This window comes from Pseudomonas sp. RA_5y_Pfl1_P24 (genome assembly GCF_963970945.1).
In the GTDB taxonomy this organism is placed as follows: Bacteria; Pseudomonadota; Gammaproteobacteria; order Pseudomonadales; family Pseudomonadaceae; genus Aquipseudomonas; species Aquipseudomonas tritici.
Genome location: NZ_CAXAOJ010000005.1, coordinates 1 through 14,987, shown reverse-complemented (window position 1 = coordinate 14,987; position 14,987 = coordinate 1). Strand labels below are relative to the sequence as shown.

Annotated in this window: 10 protein-coding genes; 9 read left to right on the top strand and 1 reads right to left on the bottom strand. The window is 61.3% G+C overall.

The features are described from left to right. The first annotated feature begins 78 nt into the window (after nucleotides 1-78). The 9 genes from AACY30_RS09075 (at nucleotide 79) to pbpC (ending at nucleotide 14,413) form a co-directional block, all read left to right on the top strand. Nucleotides 79-696 (top strand): CDP-alcohol phosphatidyltransferase family protein, encoded by a 618-nt coding sequence (locus AACY30_RS09075; protein WP_339470572.1) that lies wholly within the window; start codon nucleotides 79-81, stop codon nucleotides 694-696. A 10-nt stretch (nucleotides 697-706) separates the two neighbouring features. Further along, entirely contained in the window at nucleotides 707-2,461 is a 1,755-nt protein-coding gene (locus AACY30_RS09070; RefSeq protein ID WP_339540189.1) for a bifunctional alpha/beta hydrolase/class I SAM-dependent methyltransferase, read from the top strand. A 2-nt stretch (nucleotides 2,462-2,463) separates the two neighbouring features. Next, on the top strand, nucleotides 2,464-3,762 hold the full coding sequence (locus tag AACY30_RS09065) for a phosphatase PAP2/dual specificity phosphatase family protein (RefSeq protein ID WP_339470570.1): 1,299 nt from the start codon (nucleotides 2,464-2,466) through the stop codon (nucleotides 3,760-3,762). Then, nucleotides 3,752-4,195, top strand: coding sequence for a hypothetical protein (locus tag AACY30_RS09060; protein ID WP_339540188.1), 444 nt, complete (start codon nucleotides 3,752-3,754; stop codon nucleotides 4,193-4,195). The genes AACY30_RS09065 and AACY30_RS09060 overlap by 11 nt, the downstream gene beginning before the upstream one ends. Nucleotides 4,196-4,204: 9 nt before the next feature. After that, the gene (locus tag AACY30_RS09055; protein WP_065875565.1) at nucleotides 4,205-4,825 is read left to right on the top strand and encodes a lysophospholipid acyltransferase family protein; all 621 of its coding nucleotides are present in this window, start codon (nucleotides 4,205-4,207) and stop codon (nucleotides 4,823-4,825) included. Between the two features lies 1 nt (nucleotide 4,826). Beyond that, entirely contained in the window at nucleotides 4,827-5,759 is a 933-nt protein-coding gene (locus tag AACY30_RS09050; protein ID WP_065910146.1) for a phosphatidate cytidylyltransferase, read from the top strand. 372 nt (nucleotides 5,760-6,131) lie between these two features. Beyond that, the gene (locus AACY30_RS09045; protein ID WP_339470568.1) at nucleotides 6,132-6,305 is read left to right on the top strand and encodes a hypothetical protein; all 174 of its coding nucleotides are present in this window, start codon (nucleotides 6,132-6,134) and stop codon (nucleotides 6,303-6,305) included. A gap of 31 nt (nucleotides 6,306-6,336) precedes the next feature. After that, complete coding sequence (locus AACY30_RS09040; RefSeq protein WP_339540187.1) at nucleotides 6,337-12,135, top strand: alpha-2-macroglobulin; 5,799 nt, start codon at nucleotides 6,337-6,339, stop codon at nucleotides 12,133-12,135. Then, the gene (gene pbpC / locus AACY30_RS09035) at nucleotides 12,116-14,413 is read left to right on the top strand and encodes a penicillin-binding protein 1C (RefSeq protein WP_339540186.1); all 2,298 of its coding nucleotides are present in this window, start codon (nucleotides 12,116-12,118) and stop codon (nucleotides 14,411-14,413) included. The genes AACY30_RS09040 and pbpC overlap by 20 nt, the downstream gene beginning before the upstream one ends. Here pbpC and AACY30_RS09030 read toward each other — a convergent pair. After that, a complete protein-coding gene (locus AACY30_RS09030; protein WP_339470606.1) occupies nucleotides 14,410-14,619 on the bottom strand; it encodes a hypothetical protein in 210 nt (69 codons plus the stop codon). The two genes, pbpC and AACY30_RS09030, sit on opposite strands and share 4 nt — an antisense overlap. Between the last annotated feature and the right edge of the window lie 368 nt (nucleotides 14,620-14,987).

Sequence of the window (14,987 nt, the reverse complement as noted above, 5' to 3'; positions counted from 1 at the left end):
ACTGGTGCAGGCTGCGATTAATCGGCACACTCCAGACCAGTTTTTCGCGGGTCAATGGACAAGGAAGCGTTACCCCTTATGATTTCGATCTATCAGCTCAAGCCGCGCTTTCAAAACCTGCTGCGCCCTCTGGTGCAGCGCCTCTACGACAACGGCACCACCGCCAACCAGATCACCCTTCTGGCCGGCGTGATTTCGCTGCTGGTCGGCCTGTTGATCGCCAGCTTTGCCCTACACCTGTGGCTGTTTGCGCTGATCCCGCTGTGGATGATCCTGCGCATGGCCCTCAATGCCATCGACGGTATGCTCGCCCGAGAATTCGGCCAGCAGTCGCGCCTGGGCGCCTACCTCAATGAACTGTGCGACGTGATCGCCGACAGCGCGCTGATCCTGCCGTTTGCATTGATCCCCGGCGTAAGCCTGGCGCCTGTGTTGCTGGTGGCGCTGCTGGCGGTGTTCAGCGAATACGCCGGAGTGCTTGGGCCGATGGTGGGCGCGTCGCGCCGCTATGACGGGCCGATGGGCAAGAGCGATCGAGCGTTTGTATTGGGTGTGCTGGCCACCGGCGTGGCGCTGGGCTGGCTGGGCGCGGGTTGGGTCGATGCGGTGATGTGGCTGGTCGCCGCCCTGCTCGCCTACACCCTGGTCAACCGCGTGCGCCAAGGTCTTAACGAAACGACTTCCCCTTCTGCATAAGGATTTTGCGATGCGCGAACAGCAAGAGCACACCTTCAGTACCCACGATGGCGTCGAGCTTTTCTACCGGCACTGGCCGGCTACCGCTGCGTTTGGCGATGAGCCGCGCAAGGCGATCGTGCTGTTCCATCGCGGCCACGAGCATTCGGGGCGCATCGCCCATCTGGTGGATGAACTGGACCTGCCGGCATTCGACTTTTTCGCCTGGGATGCCCGTGGCCACGGCCATTCGCCCGGCGCGCGCGGTGACAGCCCGAGCTTTGCCACCAGCGCCCGCGATGTGCAGACGTTCTGCGATCACATTGGCGCCACCTATGGCATCGAAGAAGAAAACTTCGCCGTCATCGCCCAAAGCGTCGGCGCGGTGATTGCCGCGACCTGGGTGCACGATTACGCACCGAAGATCCGCGCCCTGGTGCTTGCCTCCCCGGCGTTCAAGGTCAAGCTCTACGTACCATTCGCCCGGCCGGGCCTGGCGCTGATGCGCAAGTTCCGTGGCAACTTTTTCGTCAACAGTTACGTCAAGGCCAAGTTCCTCAGCCATGACCCGGAACGCGTGGTGTCCTACGACAGTGACCCGCTGATCACCAAGGCCATTTCGGTGAATGTGCTGCTCGGCCTGTACGAAGCGGCCGACCGGGTTGTAGCCGATGCCCAAGCGATCCAGGTGCCGACCCAATTGCTGATCTCGGGCTCCGACTTTGTGGTGCACCGCAAACCCCAGCAGCAATTTTTCGATCGTCTCGGCAGCCTGAAAAAAGAGCTGCATATCCTCCCCGGTTTCTTTCACGACACCCTCGGCGAACGCGACCGCGCGACCGCCGTGAGCAGCGCCAAGCGCTTTATCCTGCAGAACTTCGAACACCCGCTGGACCGCGCCCCGTTGCTCCACGCCGACAAAATCGGCGCCACCTGCGCCGAGTCCGAATCCCTTGCCGCGCCGTTGCCGCGCAACTCCTTGCGCGACCTGTACTGGCGCATGACCCGCGCCAGCATGGGCCTGGGCAAAAATCTGTCGGATGGGGTAAAACTGGGTTTCGACACCGGCTTCGACTCTGGCAGCACCCTGGACTACGTGTACCGCAACACACCCACCGGCAAAGGTCGGCTGGGGCGGATGATCGACACCAATTACCTCAACTCCATCGGCTGGCGCGGCATTCGCCAGCGCAAGCTGAACGTCGAGGAACTGCTGCGCCTGGCCATGGCCAAGTTACGCGCGGATGATCGCGAAGTGCGCATTGTGGATATTGCCGCCGGTCATGGTCGCTACATCCTGGAAGCCTTGCAGGGCGTGTCGCCGCTGCCGGAGTCGATCCTGCTGCGCGACTACAGCGACATCAACGTGCGCGACGGTGGCGCCTTGATTCGCGAGAAGGGCCTGGGGGATATCGCGCAGTTCGTCAAAGGCGATGCGTTTGATCGCCTCGACCTGGCCGCGCTGGACCCCAAGCCGACACTGGCAGTGGTGTCCGGGCTGTATGAATTGTTTGCCGATAACGGCATGGTCGGCGGCTCGCTGGCCGGCCTGGCCGAAGCCGTGGAGCCCGGCGGCTACCTGGTGTACACCGGCCAACCATGGCACCCGCAGTTGGAACTGATTGCCCGTGCGCTGACCAGTCATCGCCAGGGCCAGGCCTGGGTCATGCGTCGGCGCAGCCAGGCGGAAATGGATCAGTTGGTCGAGGCTGCGGGCTTTCGCAAGATCACCCAGCGTGTGGATGAGTGGGGCATCTTTACCGTGTCACTGGCGCAGAAGATCTGAGCATGCGCGAACCCGGTTTATTGAAACCAGCGGTTTTATGGCTGCTGCTGTTGGCGCCGCTGTTCTTCAGCACCTACGGCTTTGCCACCTGGGTCACCAGCCAGCGCAGCGACGTCGGCACGCTGGTGTTCGGCTGGGAAACCCATATGCCGTTTTGGGCCTGGACCATCGTGCCCTACTGGTCCATCGACCTGCTGTATGGGTGCTCACTCCTGCTGCCCAGTACCCGCCACGAGTTGAAACAACACGCGTTGCGGCTGCTGAGTGCGCAGGTGATTGCCGTGAGCAGCTTCCTGATCTGGCCGTTGCGCTTCACCTTCGAGCGGCCTGAACTGGATGGCGTATTCGGCTGGCTGTTTGCGGTGCTGGCCGGGTTCGACAAGCCGTTCAACCAGGCGCCCTCGCTGCATATCGCACTGCTGGTGATCCTGTGGGTCATGTTCCAGCGCCACACTCAAGGGTTCTGGCGGTGGGTGGTGCATGGCTGGTTCGCGTTGATCGGTATTTCGGTACTGACCACTTATCAACATCACTTTATCGACTTACCCACAGGCGCCCTCGCGGGGTGGATTTGCGTGTGGTTGTGGCCGGTTGAACACCCGAGTCCATTGTTGAATGCGCGGCTGACGCGCGCGCCCAAACGCTGGCGGTTAGGCGTGCGTTACGGCGTGTGCGCTTTGCTGTTGGCGATGCTTGCCGTTGTACTGGGCGGTGGCTGGCTGTGGATACTCTGGCCGTCGGTTTCTCTCGCGTTGGTCAAAGCCAATTACTTGGTACTGGGCGCTTCGGGCTTTCAGAAACGCGCCGATGGCCAACTAACCCCTGCCGCGCGCTGGCTATACGCGCCCTATCTGGCAGCTGCCTGGATCAACTCACGGCTGTGGACACGCAAACATCCACAACCCGACCGGGTTGTGGATAACGTCTGGCTTGGTCGTATTCCTACGACAAGTGAGCAGGCGCCCTTCAAGGCCATCGTCGATCTCTGCGCAGAATTGCCGATTAATCCACAGGGACGCGCCTATCAGTCCATACCCGTGCTGGACCTTGTCGCACCGACACCCGACGAATGCCGGCAAGCCGCACACGCCATCGAACGCTTGCGCGCCAGCGGCCCATTGCTGGTGTGCTGCGCCCTTGGCTATTCGCGCAGCGCAACCGCCGTCGCCGCCTGGCTGTTGTCTACCGGACGTGCCGCGACGGTAGAGAATGCGCTGACTATCATTCGTACAGCGCGGCCCGACGTGGTCCTGCACCCTGCTCACCGAGAAGCCTTGGAGGGTTTGTCCCATGCCCGTTGATATGGAACTTCAGGTCGTCGCCAGCCTGCTGCGTCGCGGCCGTTCGCTGGATCAGTTATCAACAGGCCTGACGCTGGTCGGCGTGTTATTTGGCTTGGCTCAACTGTTGATAGCGATTATTTCGCCGATTTGCCTGCTACTGAGCCTGTGGATGATTATCCTCGGACTGCTGCAAAAGTACTGGGCGCTGCGTGTGGCGTTTGACGCTGACCTGTTCGCCATGCTGGCGCGCGACATCGAGCGCACCGCCGACCTCGACCAGGCCCTGCAAACCCTCGGCCTGCAATCGCCCAAACGCGCTGGCCGGCCCTGGACCGAGCGCCGTCGCGGCGCACTCAAACTGCTGCGCAAACAAGCCTGGCTGCTCGGCGCGCAAGCGCTGCTGACCCTGGCCGTGATCCTCGCCAGCCCTTGGCTGCCTTTCGCCGGATAAGGAATCCTCATGTTCGAACCCGTGGTCGCCACGCTGATTACCTCCATGGCCCGCACCGTCACTGGCGCCCGCAGCCTGTGGCTCGGTTGCGCGCCGGTGCCGGTGCAGCGCATCTACTTCGCCAACCACAGCAGCCACGGCGACTTCGTGTTGCTGTGGGCCTCGTTGCCCCAGAACCTGCGCAAATTCACGCGCCCGGTGGCCGGCAGCGATTACTGGAATAAAAGTGCCTTGCGTCGCTACATCATCAACCGCGTGTTCAACGGCGTGCTGATCGACCGCGAACGCAAAGACCCTGTGGATAACCCATTACAGCCCATGCTCAATGCGCTGGAAGGCGGCGACTCGCTGATCATCTTCCCCGAAGGCACGCGCAATCTTGAGGATGGCCTGTTGCCGTTCAAAAGCGGCCTGTACCACCTGGCAAAAAGTTACCCACAGGCCGAACTGGTTCCTGTGTGGATCGCCAACCTCAACCGTGTCATGCCCAAAGGTCGCGTATTGCCGCTGCCATTGTTGTGCACCACCAGCTTCGGCGCACCGCTGCAACTGGAAGAAGGCGAAGACAAAGTCGCCTTCCTCGCCCGTACTCGCGATGCTCTGCTCGCCCTTGCCCCGGAGCATTCCTGAGATGGATAGCCAAACCCTGATGTTGTTCGGCGGCATCGGCGCGATCCTGGTGCTCGCCTCGCTGATCGGCCTGATCCTCAAACTGCGTACCCGTGGCAACCCGAACGCGGTGATCGACAACCTCAACGCGCGCATCAACGCCTGGTGGGTGATGGTGGTAGTCATCGGTGTCGCCTTCTGGCTCGGCACCGGCGCGGTGATCCTGCTGTTCTATGCCGTATCGTTTTACGCCCTGCGCGAATTCCTCACGCTCACGCCCACCCGCCGCAGCGACTACCCGGCGCTGGTCGCCGCGTTCTACCTGGCGTTGCCACTGCAATACCTGCTGATTTACTCGGACTGGTATGGGTTGTTCTCGATCTTCATCCCGGTGTATGTGTTCCTGCTGCTACCGATCCTCGCCTCGCTGGGCGGCGACAGCACGCACTTCCTTGAGCGCGCGTCGAAGGTGCAATGGGGCCTGATGATCGCGGTGTTCTGCGTATCCTTCGTGCCCGCCTTGCTCACCCTCGACATCCCCGGCTACGAAGGCCGCAACCTGTTGTTGATCGCCTACCTGGTGATCGTGGTGCAACTGTCCGACGTGCTGCAGTACGTGTGCGGCAAGCTGTTCGGCAAACACAAGATCGCGCCTAACTTGTCACCGTCGAAAACAGTGGAAGGGTTTGTCGGCGGCATCCTCTTGTCATCCCTGATCGGTGCGGCACTGTGGTGGACCACGCCGTTCAATCCTTGGCAGTCTTTCCTGATTGCGCTGTTGATCAACCTGCTGGGGTTTGCCGGCGGCATTGTGATGTCGGCGATCAAGCGCGACCGGGGCGTGAAGGACTGGGGGCATATGATCGAAGGGCACGGCGGTATGTTGGATCGGCTGGATTCGGTGTGTTTTGCGGCGCCGATTTTCTTCCACCTCGTGCGCTACTGGTGGACCTGAGCCACCGACCTCAAGCCCTCTGAAGATCAAAATGTGGGAGCGGGCTTGCTCGCTCCCACAGTTGTTTTGTGATGCTCACCAATCATTTGTATGCCTAAAGGCAGACAAAACCTGCCATAGCCCAATCCGCAAACGTCAACGCTTTTGGGCCGAGGTAATGTCTGAAAAAAGCAGTCCTACCTCCCCGGACATTTCCGAGAGAATCCCAGCCGCTTGTGCCCTGCCTTTGGGTGGCTAGTCTGCGTTTGTCACTGCCAATTCAGTGACCGGGTTTAGTCGCTCGGGAAAGATTTACATGGGGCGCACAAGCGCCACCCCATCGTTTAGTCGCGATTCGTGGCTGCTCCAATCGACTACATTGGAGTTACCGCAATGAGCAAAGTAAAGCCCAACCCGCCCCACCACTTTTTCACCCCCCATACCGACCTCAGCCTCGAGGGCGCCCCGGCCTACGCCTCGGACCTGCTCCACTGTGCCGAGGGGCTAAATGATTCGGCCAAAGCCGTCGGCGTATGGCGTCATCTTTTGTATCAAAGACGCGTGTAAGATACGCCGCACTTAGCCAGGGATGCTCACCATGTCCGATTCGTTCAAAGCGATTAGCCGCCGTATTGTCGGTGCGTTATTGACTGTGGTGGGGGCCGTCTTTGGCCAATGGCATCCGCCGCTTTGGCTGCGCGCTACCGGCCGTGGGTTGGCGAACATGGGCAGCAAAGCCCGCGCTTATCCGCGCCAGACCGGTGCCGGCGTGTTAGGCCTGGTCCTGCTGGCCGCCGCCGGGTTCTACGGCTGGCATTGGTATTCCAACCTGCCGCAGCCGCACACCGCGAGCTATTCGCTGCACAAACCGAACCTCACCGACTACACCCAGCAGCAGCCGGTTGTGGATAACGTGCAGGTGCGTTTCGGCGAATCCGTGGCCCCGTTGGCGGCCATCGGCAAACCGGTCACCGACGGTATTAGCCTCAAACCTGCGGTTGCGGGCACCTGGCGTTGGTCCGACGACCGTACCCTGCAGTTCGTACCTGAGAAAGACTGGCCCATCGACGCCCATTACACCCTGGACCTGGCCAAGAAAAACCTGCTGGCCGATGGCGTGTTACTGGACCAGTACAGCATGCAGTTTTCCACCCAACCGTTCCGAGCCACCCTGGCGCAAAACGAGCTGTACCAGGACCCGTCCAACCCGACGCTGAAACAGCTGGTGGCCACCTTCCATTTTTCACACCCGGTGGATGAAGACAGCCTACGCAAGCGCGTAACGGTGACCCTCGGCAAAGGCCTGGTCTACCGCGACGCCCAGTTGCCCAACCGCCCGGAAATCACCTTCGACGAGAAAAAGCTAAACGCCTACGTACGCTCCGCCGCCCTGGCTACGCCGCTGGAAAGCACACCGGTCAGCGCTAAGCTCGACGAAGGCATTAAGGCCCGCGACGGCGGCAACGCCAGCAGCGCACCGCTGGTGGCGGACGTCACCGTGCCCGGTCGCTATCGCCTGACCTTTACCGGGGCCGAAGTGAGTTTTGTCGACAACGAACGTGGCGAACCGGAGCCCGTGCTGATGTTCAGCAGCTCCAGCGCCGTAGCCGACGACACCATCGCCGGTAAGGTCCAGGCCTGGCTGTTGCTAGAAAAAGTCCAGGACGACACTCGCCCCTACAACAGCAACGAGATCGACGACGCCCTGCTCGCCCGCAGCACCAAGGTCAACCTGACCCACGTGCCCAGCGTCGAGCCGCTGAACACCCTGCACGCTTTCAAATTCAAGGTCCCGGCCGGTCGCGCGGTGTATGTACGAGTGCCCGCCAACCTTGAAGCCATCGGTGGCTACCTGGCAAAAACTCCGACGGCGTCGCTGATCAGCATGCCGGCGTATCCACGTACCTTGCAGTTCTTGTCTGACGGCGCCTTGCTCAGCCTCAATGGCGAAAAACGCCTAGGGTTCATGGCCCGTGGCGTGCCCGGCGCCCATGTGGAAATCGCCCGCCTATTGCCCAACCAGCTGCAACATCTGGTGGACCAGAGCAGCGGCAGCTTTGCGCGACCAAACTTTGGCAATGAGTACTTCGATCGCATGGTCGAGCGTCAGTCTTTGGATATTCCTCTGTCATCCAATGATCCGGCAAAAACCGTCTACGGCAATGTGGACCTCAGCCACTACCTCACCGCCAATGGCGGACGTCGCGGTATTTTTGTCCTCAAGCTCAGCCCGCAGGATGACCCCGCCGAGCGTACGTTCGAGTACGAGCGCAACAGCACCAGCGACCTGCGTTTTATCGTGGTGACCGACCTCGGCATCATCGCCAAGCGCTCCAGCGATGGCAGCCACGATGTGTATGTGCAGTCCATCGGCAACGGCTCGCCGGTGTCCGACGCCCAAGTTGATATCATCGGTCGCAACGGTTTGCCGGTCGCCAGCGGCCATACCGACGGCGAAGGCCACGCGCATTTCGCCAAGCTGGATGAACTGCGTCGTGAGAAAACGCCACTGATGTATGTGGTCACTCGCGGTAATGATCAGTCGTTCCTGCCCATTGCCCGCCAGTCCCAGCAATTGGATTTGTCGCGCTTCGACGTAGGCGGTTTGGAAGAAGATGGTGCGATTGATCGCCTCAGCGCCTACCTGTTTACCGACCGTGGCCTGTACCGGCCCGGTGAAACCGCGCACCTTGGCATGATCGTGCGCAGCGGCAACTGGAAAGGCGCGCTGCAAGGCCTGCCGGTGGAGCTGCAAATCACCGATCCGCGTGGCCTGGAAATCATCCGCCAGCCGGTGAAGCTGTCCGCCAGCGGTTTTGAAACCTTTGATTTCCCCAGCAGCGAAGTGGCGCCGGCCGGGGAGTACACCGCAACCTTGCAGTTGATTGGCCAGAAGCAGACCCGTACCGACTTGGGCAGCGTGAGCTTCAAGGTCCGCGACTTCGAACCGGACCGCATGAAGGTCAGCCTGAGTTTGCATGACACGCCTGTGCAGGGCTGGATTCCACCGGACCAAGTGGTAGCCAAGGTCACCGCCATGCACTTGTTCGGCGCACCGGCGGCCGGCCGTCGCGTGACCGCGAAAATGTCCCTGAGCCCGACGCTCGCGGCGTTTGACCGTTACCCCGATTACCGTTTCCGCCTCAACGACGCTCTAGAAGACGCCAGCACTGAAGACCTGGCCGAAACCACCGTCGACGACAACGGCCAAGCCGTGCTCGACCTCAACCTGCAACGCTTCGCCAACAGCACCTATCGCCTGCAGGTGATGAGCCAGGTATTCGAAGCCGAAGGCGGACGCAATGTGGCGGCGCAAAGTGCCTTGCTGGTGTCATCCGCGCCCTACCTGGTCGGTGTGAAAAGTCAGGATTCGCTGTCGTACGTCGCCAAAGACGCGCCGCGCCAGGTGCAATGGCTGGCCGTCGCGGCGGACCTTACGCCGCTGGCGGTAGACGGCCTGACCAGCGAAGTGGTCGAACACCGTTATGTGTCGGTGCTGGTGAAACAGTCCAACGGCACCTACAAGTACGAGTCGCGCATCAAGAACATCAGCCAGCCAGCGCAGCCGCTGGTGATGACCGCCCAAGGCGCCAAGCAGACCTTGAACACCGGAACCCCGGGCGATTTCACCCTGCAACTCAAAGACGCCAACGGCAACCTGCTCAACCAGATCGACTACAGCGTGGCCGGGCGTGGCAACACTTCGCGCTCGCTGGAACGCAACGCTGAGCTGCAACTGCGCCTGGATAAACGCAGCTACGCCACCGGTGATGAGATCGCCATCGGCATCCGTGCGCCCTACACCGGCGCCGGCTTGATCACCATCGAGCGCGACAAGGTCTACACCCAGCAGTGGTTCAAGGCCGACAGCACCAACAGCGTGCAACATATCCGCGTTCCCGCAGGGCTCGAGGGCAATGCCTACGTCAACGTGCAGTTTTTGCGCGATATGGGTTCGGCCGAGGTGTACATGAGCCCGCTGTCCTATGGTGTGGTGCCGTTCAGCATCAACCTGGATGCGCGACGCATGGCGCTGAAGGTTGAAGGCCCGGCGAAAATCGAGCCGGGGCAGATGCTGGATATCAAGGTCACTGCCGACCGCCCGGGCCGCGCAGTGGTCTACGCGGTAGATGAAGGCATCCTGCAAGTGGCGCGTTACCAGACGCCTGACCCGTTGGGCTTCTTCTTCCAGAAGCGTGCGCTGGAGGTAGGCACCAGTCAGATCCTTGACCTAATCCTGCCGGAATTCAGCCGCCTGCTCAGTGGGGCGGCGCCCGGTGGCGATACGGAAGGCGCCCTGGCCAATCACCTCAACCCGTTCAAGCGCAAGCATCAGCCGCCGGTGGCGTGGTGGTCGGGATTGGTCGACCTGCCAGCCGGCGAAACCGTGCTGCATTACCAGGTGCCGGACAGCTTCAACGGCAAGCTACACCTGTTTGCGGTGGCAGTGGACAGCGACAGCGTCGGTGTCAGCGAAGCCAATACCGAGGTGCGCGGGCCGATCGTGATCACACCAAACGTGCCAGCCTTTGTGGCGCCCGGGGATGTGTTCAACGTCAGCGCCGGGGTGTTCAGCAACCTCGATGCGGCGGCCGACGTAAAGGTTGAACTGCAGACCAGCGATGGCCTCAAGGTACAGGGCGACAAGGGCAGTACGTTGTCACTGCAACCGCGCAAGGAAGGCACTGCCGAGTTCAAGATCAAGGTGGGTGAAATCCTCGGTTCGGCAGACTTACGCTTCGTCGCCGTATTGCCAAACGGCAAGCGTATCCAGGTGGCGGAAACTACCTCGATTCGACCGCTGAGCGAACATCGCGTGGCACTGAGCCTGGGCCGATTCGACGGCGCCAGCAAAGAACTCAAACCTACTCGCGAACTGTTCAGCCAGCTGCGTGACGTGCAACTGGGTGTGGCCGCCTCGCCACTGGTATGGGCAAACGGCCTCAAGCATTACCTGGATGACTACGGCTATGCCTGCACCGAGCAATTGGTATCCAAGGCCATGCCGGCATTGATCTGGGGCGGCAACACACCGCAAGCCGAACAAGCCTTCAGCAGCGCCGTGCGCATGCTGCGCCAACGCCAGAACCAGGCCGGTGGCTTCGGTTTGTGGGCCGCCAACCCGGACGTGGCGCCGTACGCCAGCCTGTACGCCACCGACTTTCTGATCGAAGCCAAAGAGCGCGGGTCGCCTGTGCCGGAAGATCTGCTGGTGCGCTCGAACGCGTATCTGACAGACCTGGCCAACGGTCCTAGCGAAGGCTTGTCGGAATTGCGCAACCGCGCCTACGCCAGTTACCTGCTGAGCCGTCAGGGGATTCTGGTGAGTGGTGCGTTGAGCGATATCCGCGAGCGCTACGAGAGCTACTTCAAAGACACCTGGCAGAACGACCTGGGCGCCGCCTACCTAGCCGCCAGCTACAAGTTGCTCAAGCAGGATCGCCAGGCCGATGCACTGTTCCGCAAAATCCCATGGCGTTCGCTTGTGGATAAGTGGAACAGCGACGGTTTGTATTACGACCCGCTGGTGCACGATGCCGAACACCTGCACCTGCTGGCGCGCCACTTCCCTGAGCTAATGGACGATGTGCCCACGGCCCTGCTGGATAAACTCGGCAAGCGCCTCAATGAGCAGCGTTACAACTCGCTGTCGGCGGCGCTGTTGCTGCGCGCCCTGGACAACTATGGCCAGCGCGCGCAAAGCGACATGACCCTCAAGGCCACCGCCTGGCTGGGTGACAAGCAACAGCAATTGCTGGAGATGGCCGGTCAGCCACCACGCGCCGCCGTGCCAGCCACCACGCAAAAGCTGGTGATGGAAAAATCCGACGGCCCGGCCGCGTTCTACATGCTCAGCGAAGCCGGTTTCGACAAGGGCGCCAAGCTCAAGCCGATCAACAATGGCCTGGAAATCATCCACGAATACCTCGACCTCAAGGGCGAGCCGGTGAGCAAGGTGGCGGTAGGTGATGAGTTCCTGGTACGCCTGCGTCTGCGTGCTACAGACCGTGATCAGGTGCAGCAAGTGGCCGTGGTCGACTTGCTGCCGGGTGGCGTCGAGCCTGTGTATAACTTGCCGCCGGAGCCGGAAGCCGCCAGCAGTGAGGAAGGTGAAGAGTCCGAATACGTGGAAGAAGACAGCCAGCAAGCTGACGCATGGCAAGCGCCCATCGGCGAAACCGAGCTAAGCACCTGGCAGCCGGACTATGTGGACGTGCGTGATGATCGGGTGGTGTTGTACGGCACTGCACTGCGCGATGTAGGCACTTTCGTCTACCGCGTGCGTGCCACCAACGCCGGCACCTTCAATACGCCACCGGCCTACGCCGAAGGCATGTACGAAACCACCCTGCAAGGGCGCGGCAAAGTAGGCCAGCTTGAAATTACCAAGCCTTAAACGCCTGACGCCGCTGCTGGCAGCGGCGGTTCTACTGGCGGGGCTGCGGCTGTGGCCCCATGCCCCGCTGGAACAGGCCGTGACCTCGTCACGGGTGGTATTGGCCGACGACGGTTCACTGCTGCGCATGACATTGGCGGATGACGGGCAATACCGTCTGTGGCTGCCGCTGGAGCGCATGTCGCCGTCATTGGTCGAGGCCTTGCTGCTCAAGGAAGACCGTAATTTCTACTGGCACCCGGGTATAAATCCCCCAGCGTTGCTGCGCGCAGCCCTGGCCACTTACAGCGGTGGCCAACGCCAGGGCGGGTCGACCTTGAGCATGCAACTGGCGCGGCGCTTGTGGGATCTGAACACCCGCCAAGTGCCGGGCAAGTTGCAGCAGATGGCGTTGGCGCTGTGGCTGGAAGCACGCTACAGCAAGCACGATATCCTTGAGGCCTACCTGAACATGGCGCCCATGGGCGGCAATATCGAGGGCGCCGAGGCGGCAAGCCGCATCTACTTTGGTAAGTCGGCGGCACAACTGTCGTTGTCCGAAGCGCTGGCGTTGGCGGTGATTCCGCAGCAACCGGGGCGACGTGCGCGCTTCGGGCCGTCGTTGCAAAACGCGCGGCTGCGCTTGATGGCTGACTGGCGAGAGACTTACCCACAGGACCCGCGTAACGACAGTTTGCTGGACCTGCCCCTGGAGGCGCGCAACCGCCAGCAGATTCCCTTTCTGGCACCGCACTTGAGCGAGCAATTGCTGGCATCCCAGGCCGGCAACGAGTTGCACAGCACCCTCAACTTGCCCTTGCAACATTTACTCGAACGGCTGATCACCGGATTTATCGCCGAGCAGCGCAGTACCGGTGTGGAAAACGCTACGGCCATCCTGATCGACAGCCGCGATCAGAGCGTCAAGGCGCTGGTAGGCTCGGCGGATTACTTATCCACAAGCCTCCACGGTCAAGTCAACGGCGTATTGGCGCGGCGCTCACCGGGCTCGACGCTCAAACCTTTCCTGTATGGGCTGGCGTTGGACCAAGGGGTGATCCACCCGATGAGTATCCTCAAGGATCTGCCAAGTAATTTCGGCTACTTCCAGCCGGAAAATTTCGACGGCAGTTTTGTCGGGCCGCTGACAGCCCGGGATGCGTTGATACGCAGTCGAAATATCCCGGCGGTGTGGCTGGCCAGCCAGGTCAAGTCGCCGTCCTTATATGGATTGCTGCAGCACGCCGGTATCAAAGGTCTGCGCGATGAAAGCCACTACGGCCTGGCCTTGGCCCTCGGCGGCGGTGAGATGACACCGGAGGAACTGGCGCGGCTGTATGTGATGCTGGCCGGTGACGGGCACTTGCGGCCATTGCGCTATTTGCAGGAACAGCCCCAGACCACCGGCGCCCAACTGCTAACGCCTCAAGCCGCCTTCATGGTGCGCGACATGCTGCGTCGCAACCCACGCCCGGATGGCTTGCCTGGCCGCCACTGGCGCACCGCCTGGAAAACCGGCACCTCTTGGGGGTTTCACGATGCGTGGAGCGCAGGCCTGGTCGGTCCGTACGTGCTGGTGGTGTGGGTGGGTAACTTCGATGGCCGGCCGAACCCGGCGTTTATCGGCGCCAAGACGGCTGCGCCGCTGTTTTTCCGCATTGCCGACGCCCTGCCCCTGGCCCTGCCGAATGTGGTGATCAAACCCGACAAGCCACCCGCCGGACTGGTGCGCATCGACATCTGCGCCGCCTCCGGCGAGTTACCCAACCGCTGGTGCCCGCAAACCCGCAAGACCTGGTATATCCCCGGCGTCTCGCCGATTCGCGTGTCCAACCTGCACCGCCCGGTGCTGATCGACACCCGCACCGGCAAAGCCGCCTGCCCGCCGTTCGAGGCGCAATACACCCGCGAAGAGGTCTTCGAATTCTGGCCCAGTGACGTGCAACGCCTATACCGCGCCGCCGGCCTGCCGCGGCGCACGCCGCCCAACGTGATGAAAAACTGCCAACCCAACCGCGTCAGCGACCAGAGCGAAGCGCCGCAGATCCGTTCGCCGCTGACCCAGGTGAGCTATCAGCTGCGCCTGTCCCAGCCACAGGAAAGCATCCCGCTGAATGCCAATGCGGCCAGCGATGCGGCGACGTTGTACTGGTTCGCTGATCAAACCTTGATCGGCCAAGGGCCGCCGCAAGCCACGCTGAATTGGCGGCCGGGTAAGTCAGGAGAGTATCGATTGCGGGTCAGTGATGATCAGGGGCGCAGTGCGAGCCGGGGCTTGCGGGTGGAGTTTGTGCCTTAGGAGTGGTTGTCGCACTCAGCAAGTTCAACGTAGCTTGACTCCCCGCCTCCCGTCGTGCCCGACAACCAACCCCAGACAACACTCAGCGTGGAACGCCCGGACTGCTGGCCGAAACGAACCCTTGCGCCTTGGTAAGTGATCGAGATCGCATCGCCATCGACAAGGTAATGAAACACCGTGCCCTTACCTGACAGCCGCTTACTGATATCAAACGAAACCTAAACGCCAATATCGATTACGGCCTTTAAGCACATCACACATAAATAGCGCACGCGTGGTAGCTTAATTGAAAAGCCGGATACAAAAGATAGATAACCTTATGGCCCACGAGCTTTTCCTCCGTTAGCTTATAAGTGTGACAGATTTGTGGAAATTATAGACTGTCGTGAGCATCCAGAAACGCCACTGCAGTGGTTTTGGCACAGCGGGCTCAACCGCAATGTACGATGTAAGCGCTCCATAAACCCCACCGACTACAAGATGGGTAGAGCGCTTAGCTGGGCGATACCGGCGAGCAGTTCCACGGCAACAGCGCTTCGTAATCTCCAACCGAGGTCGCCAGCGGTAGCCGTTC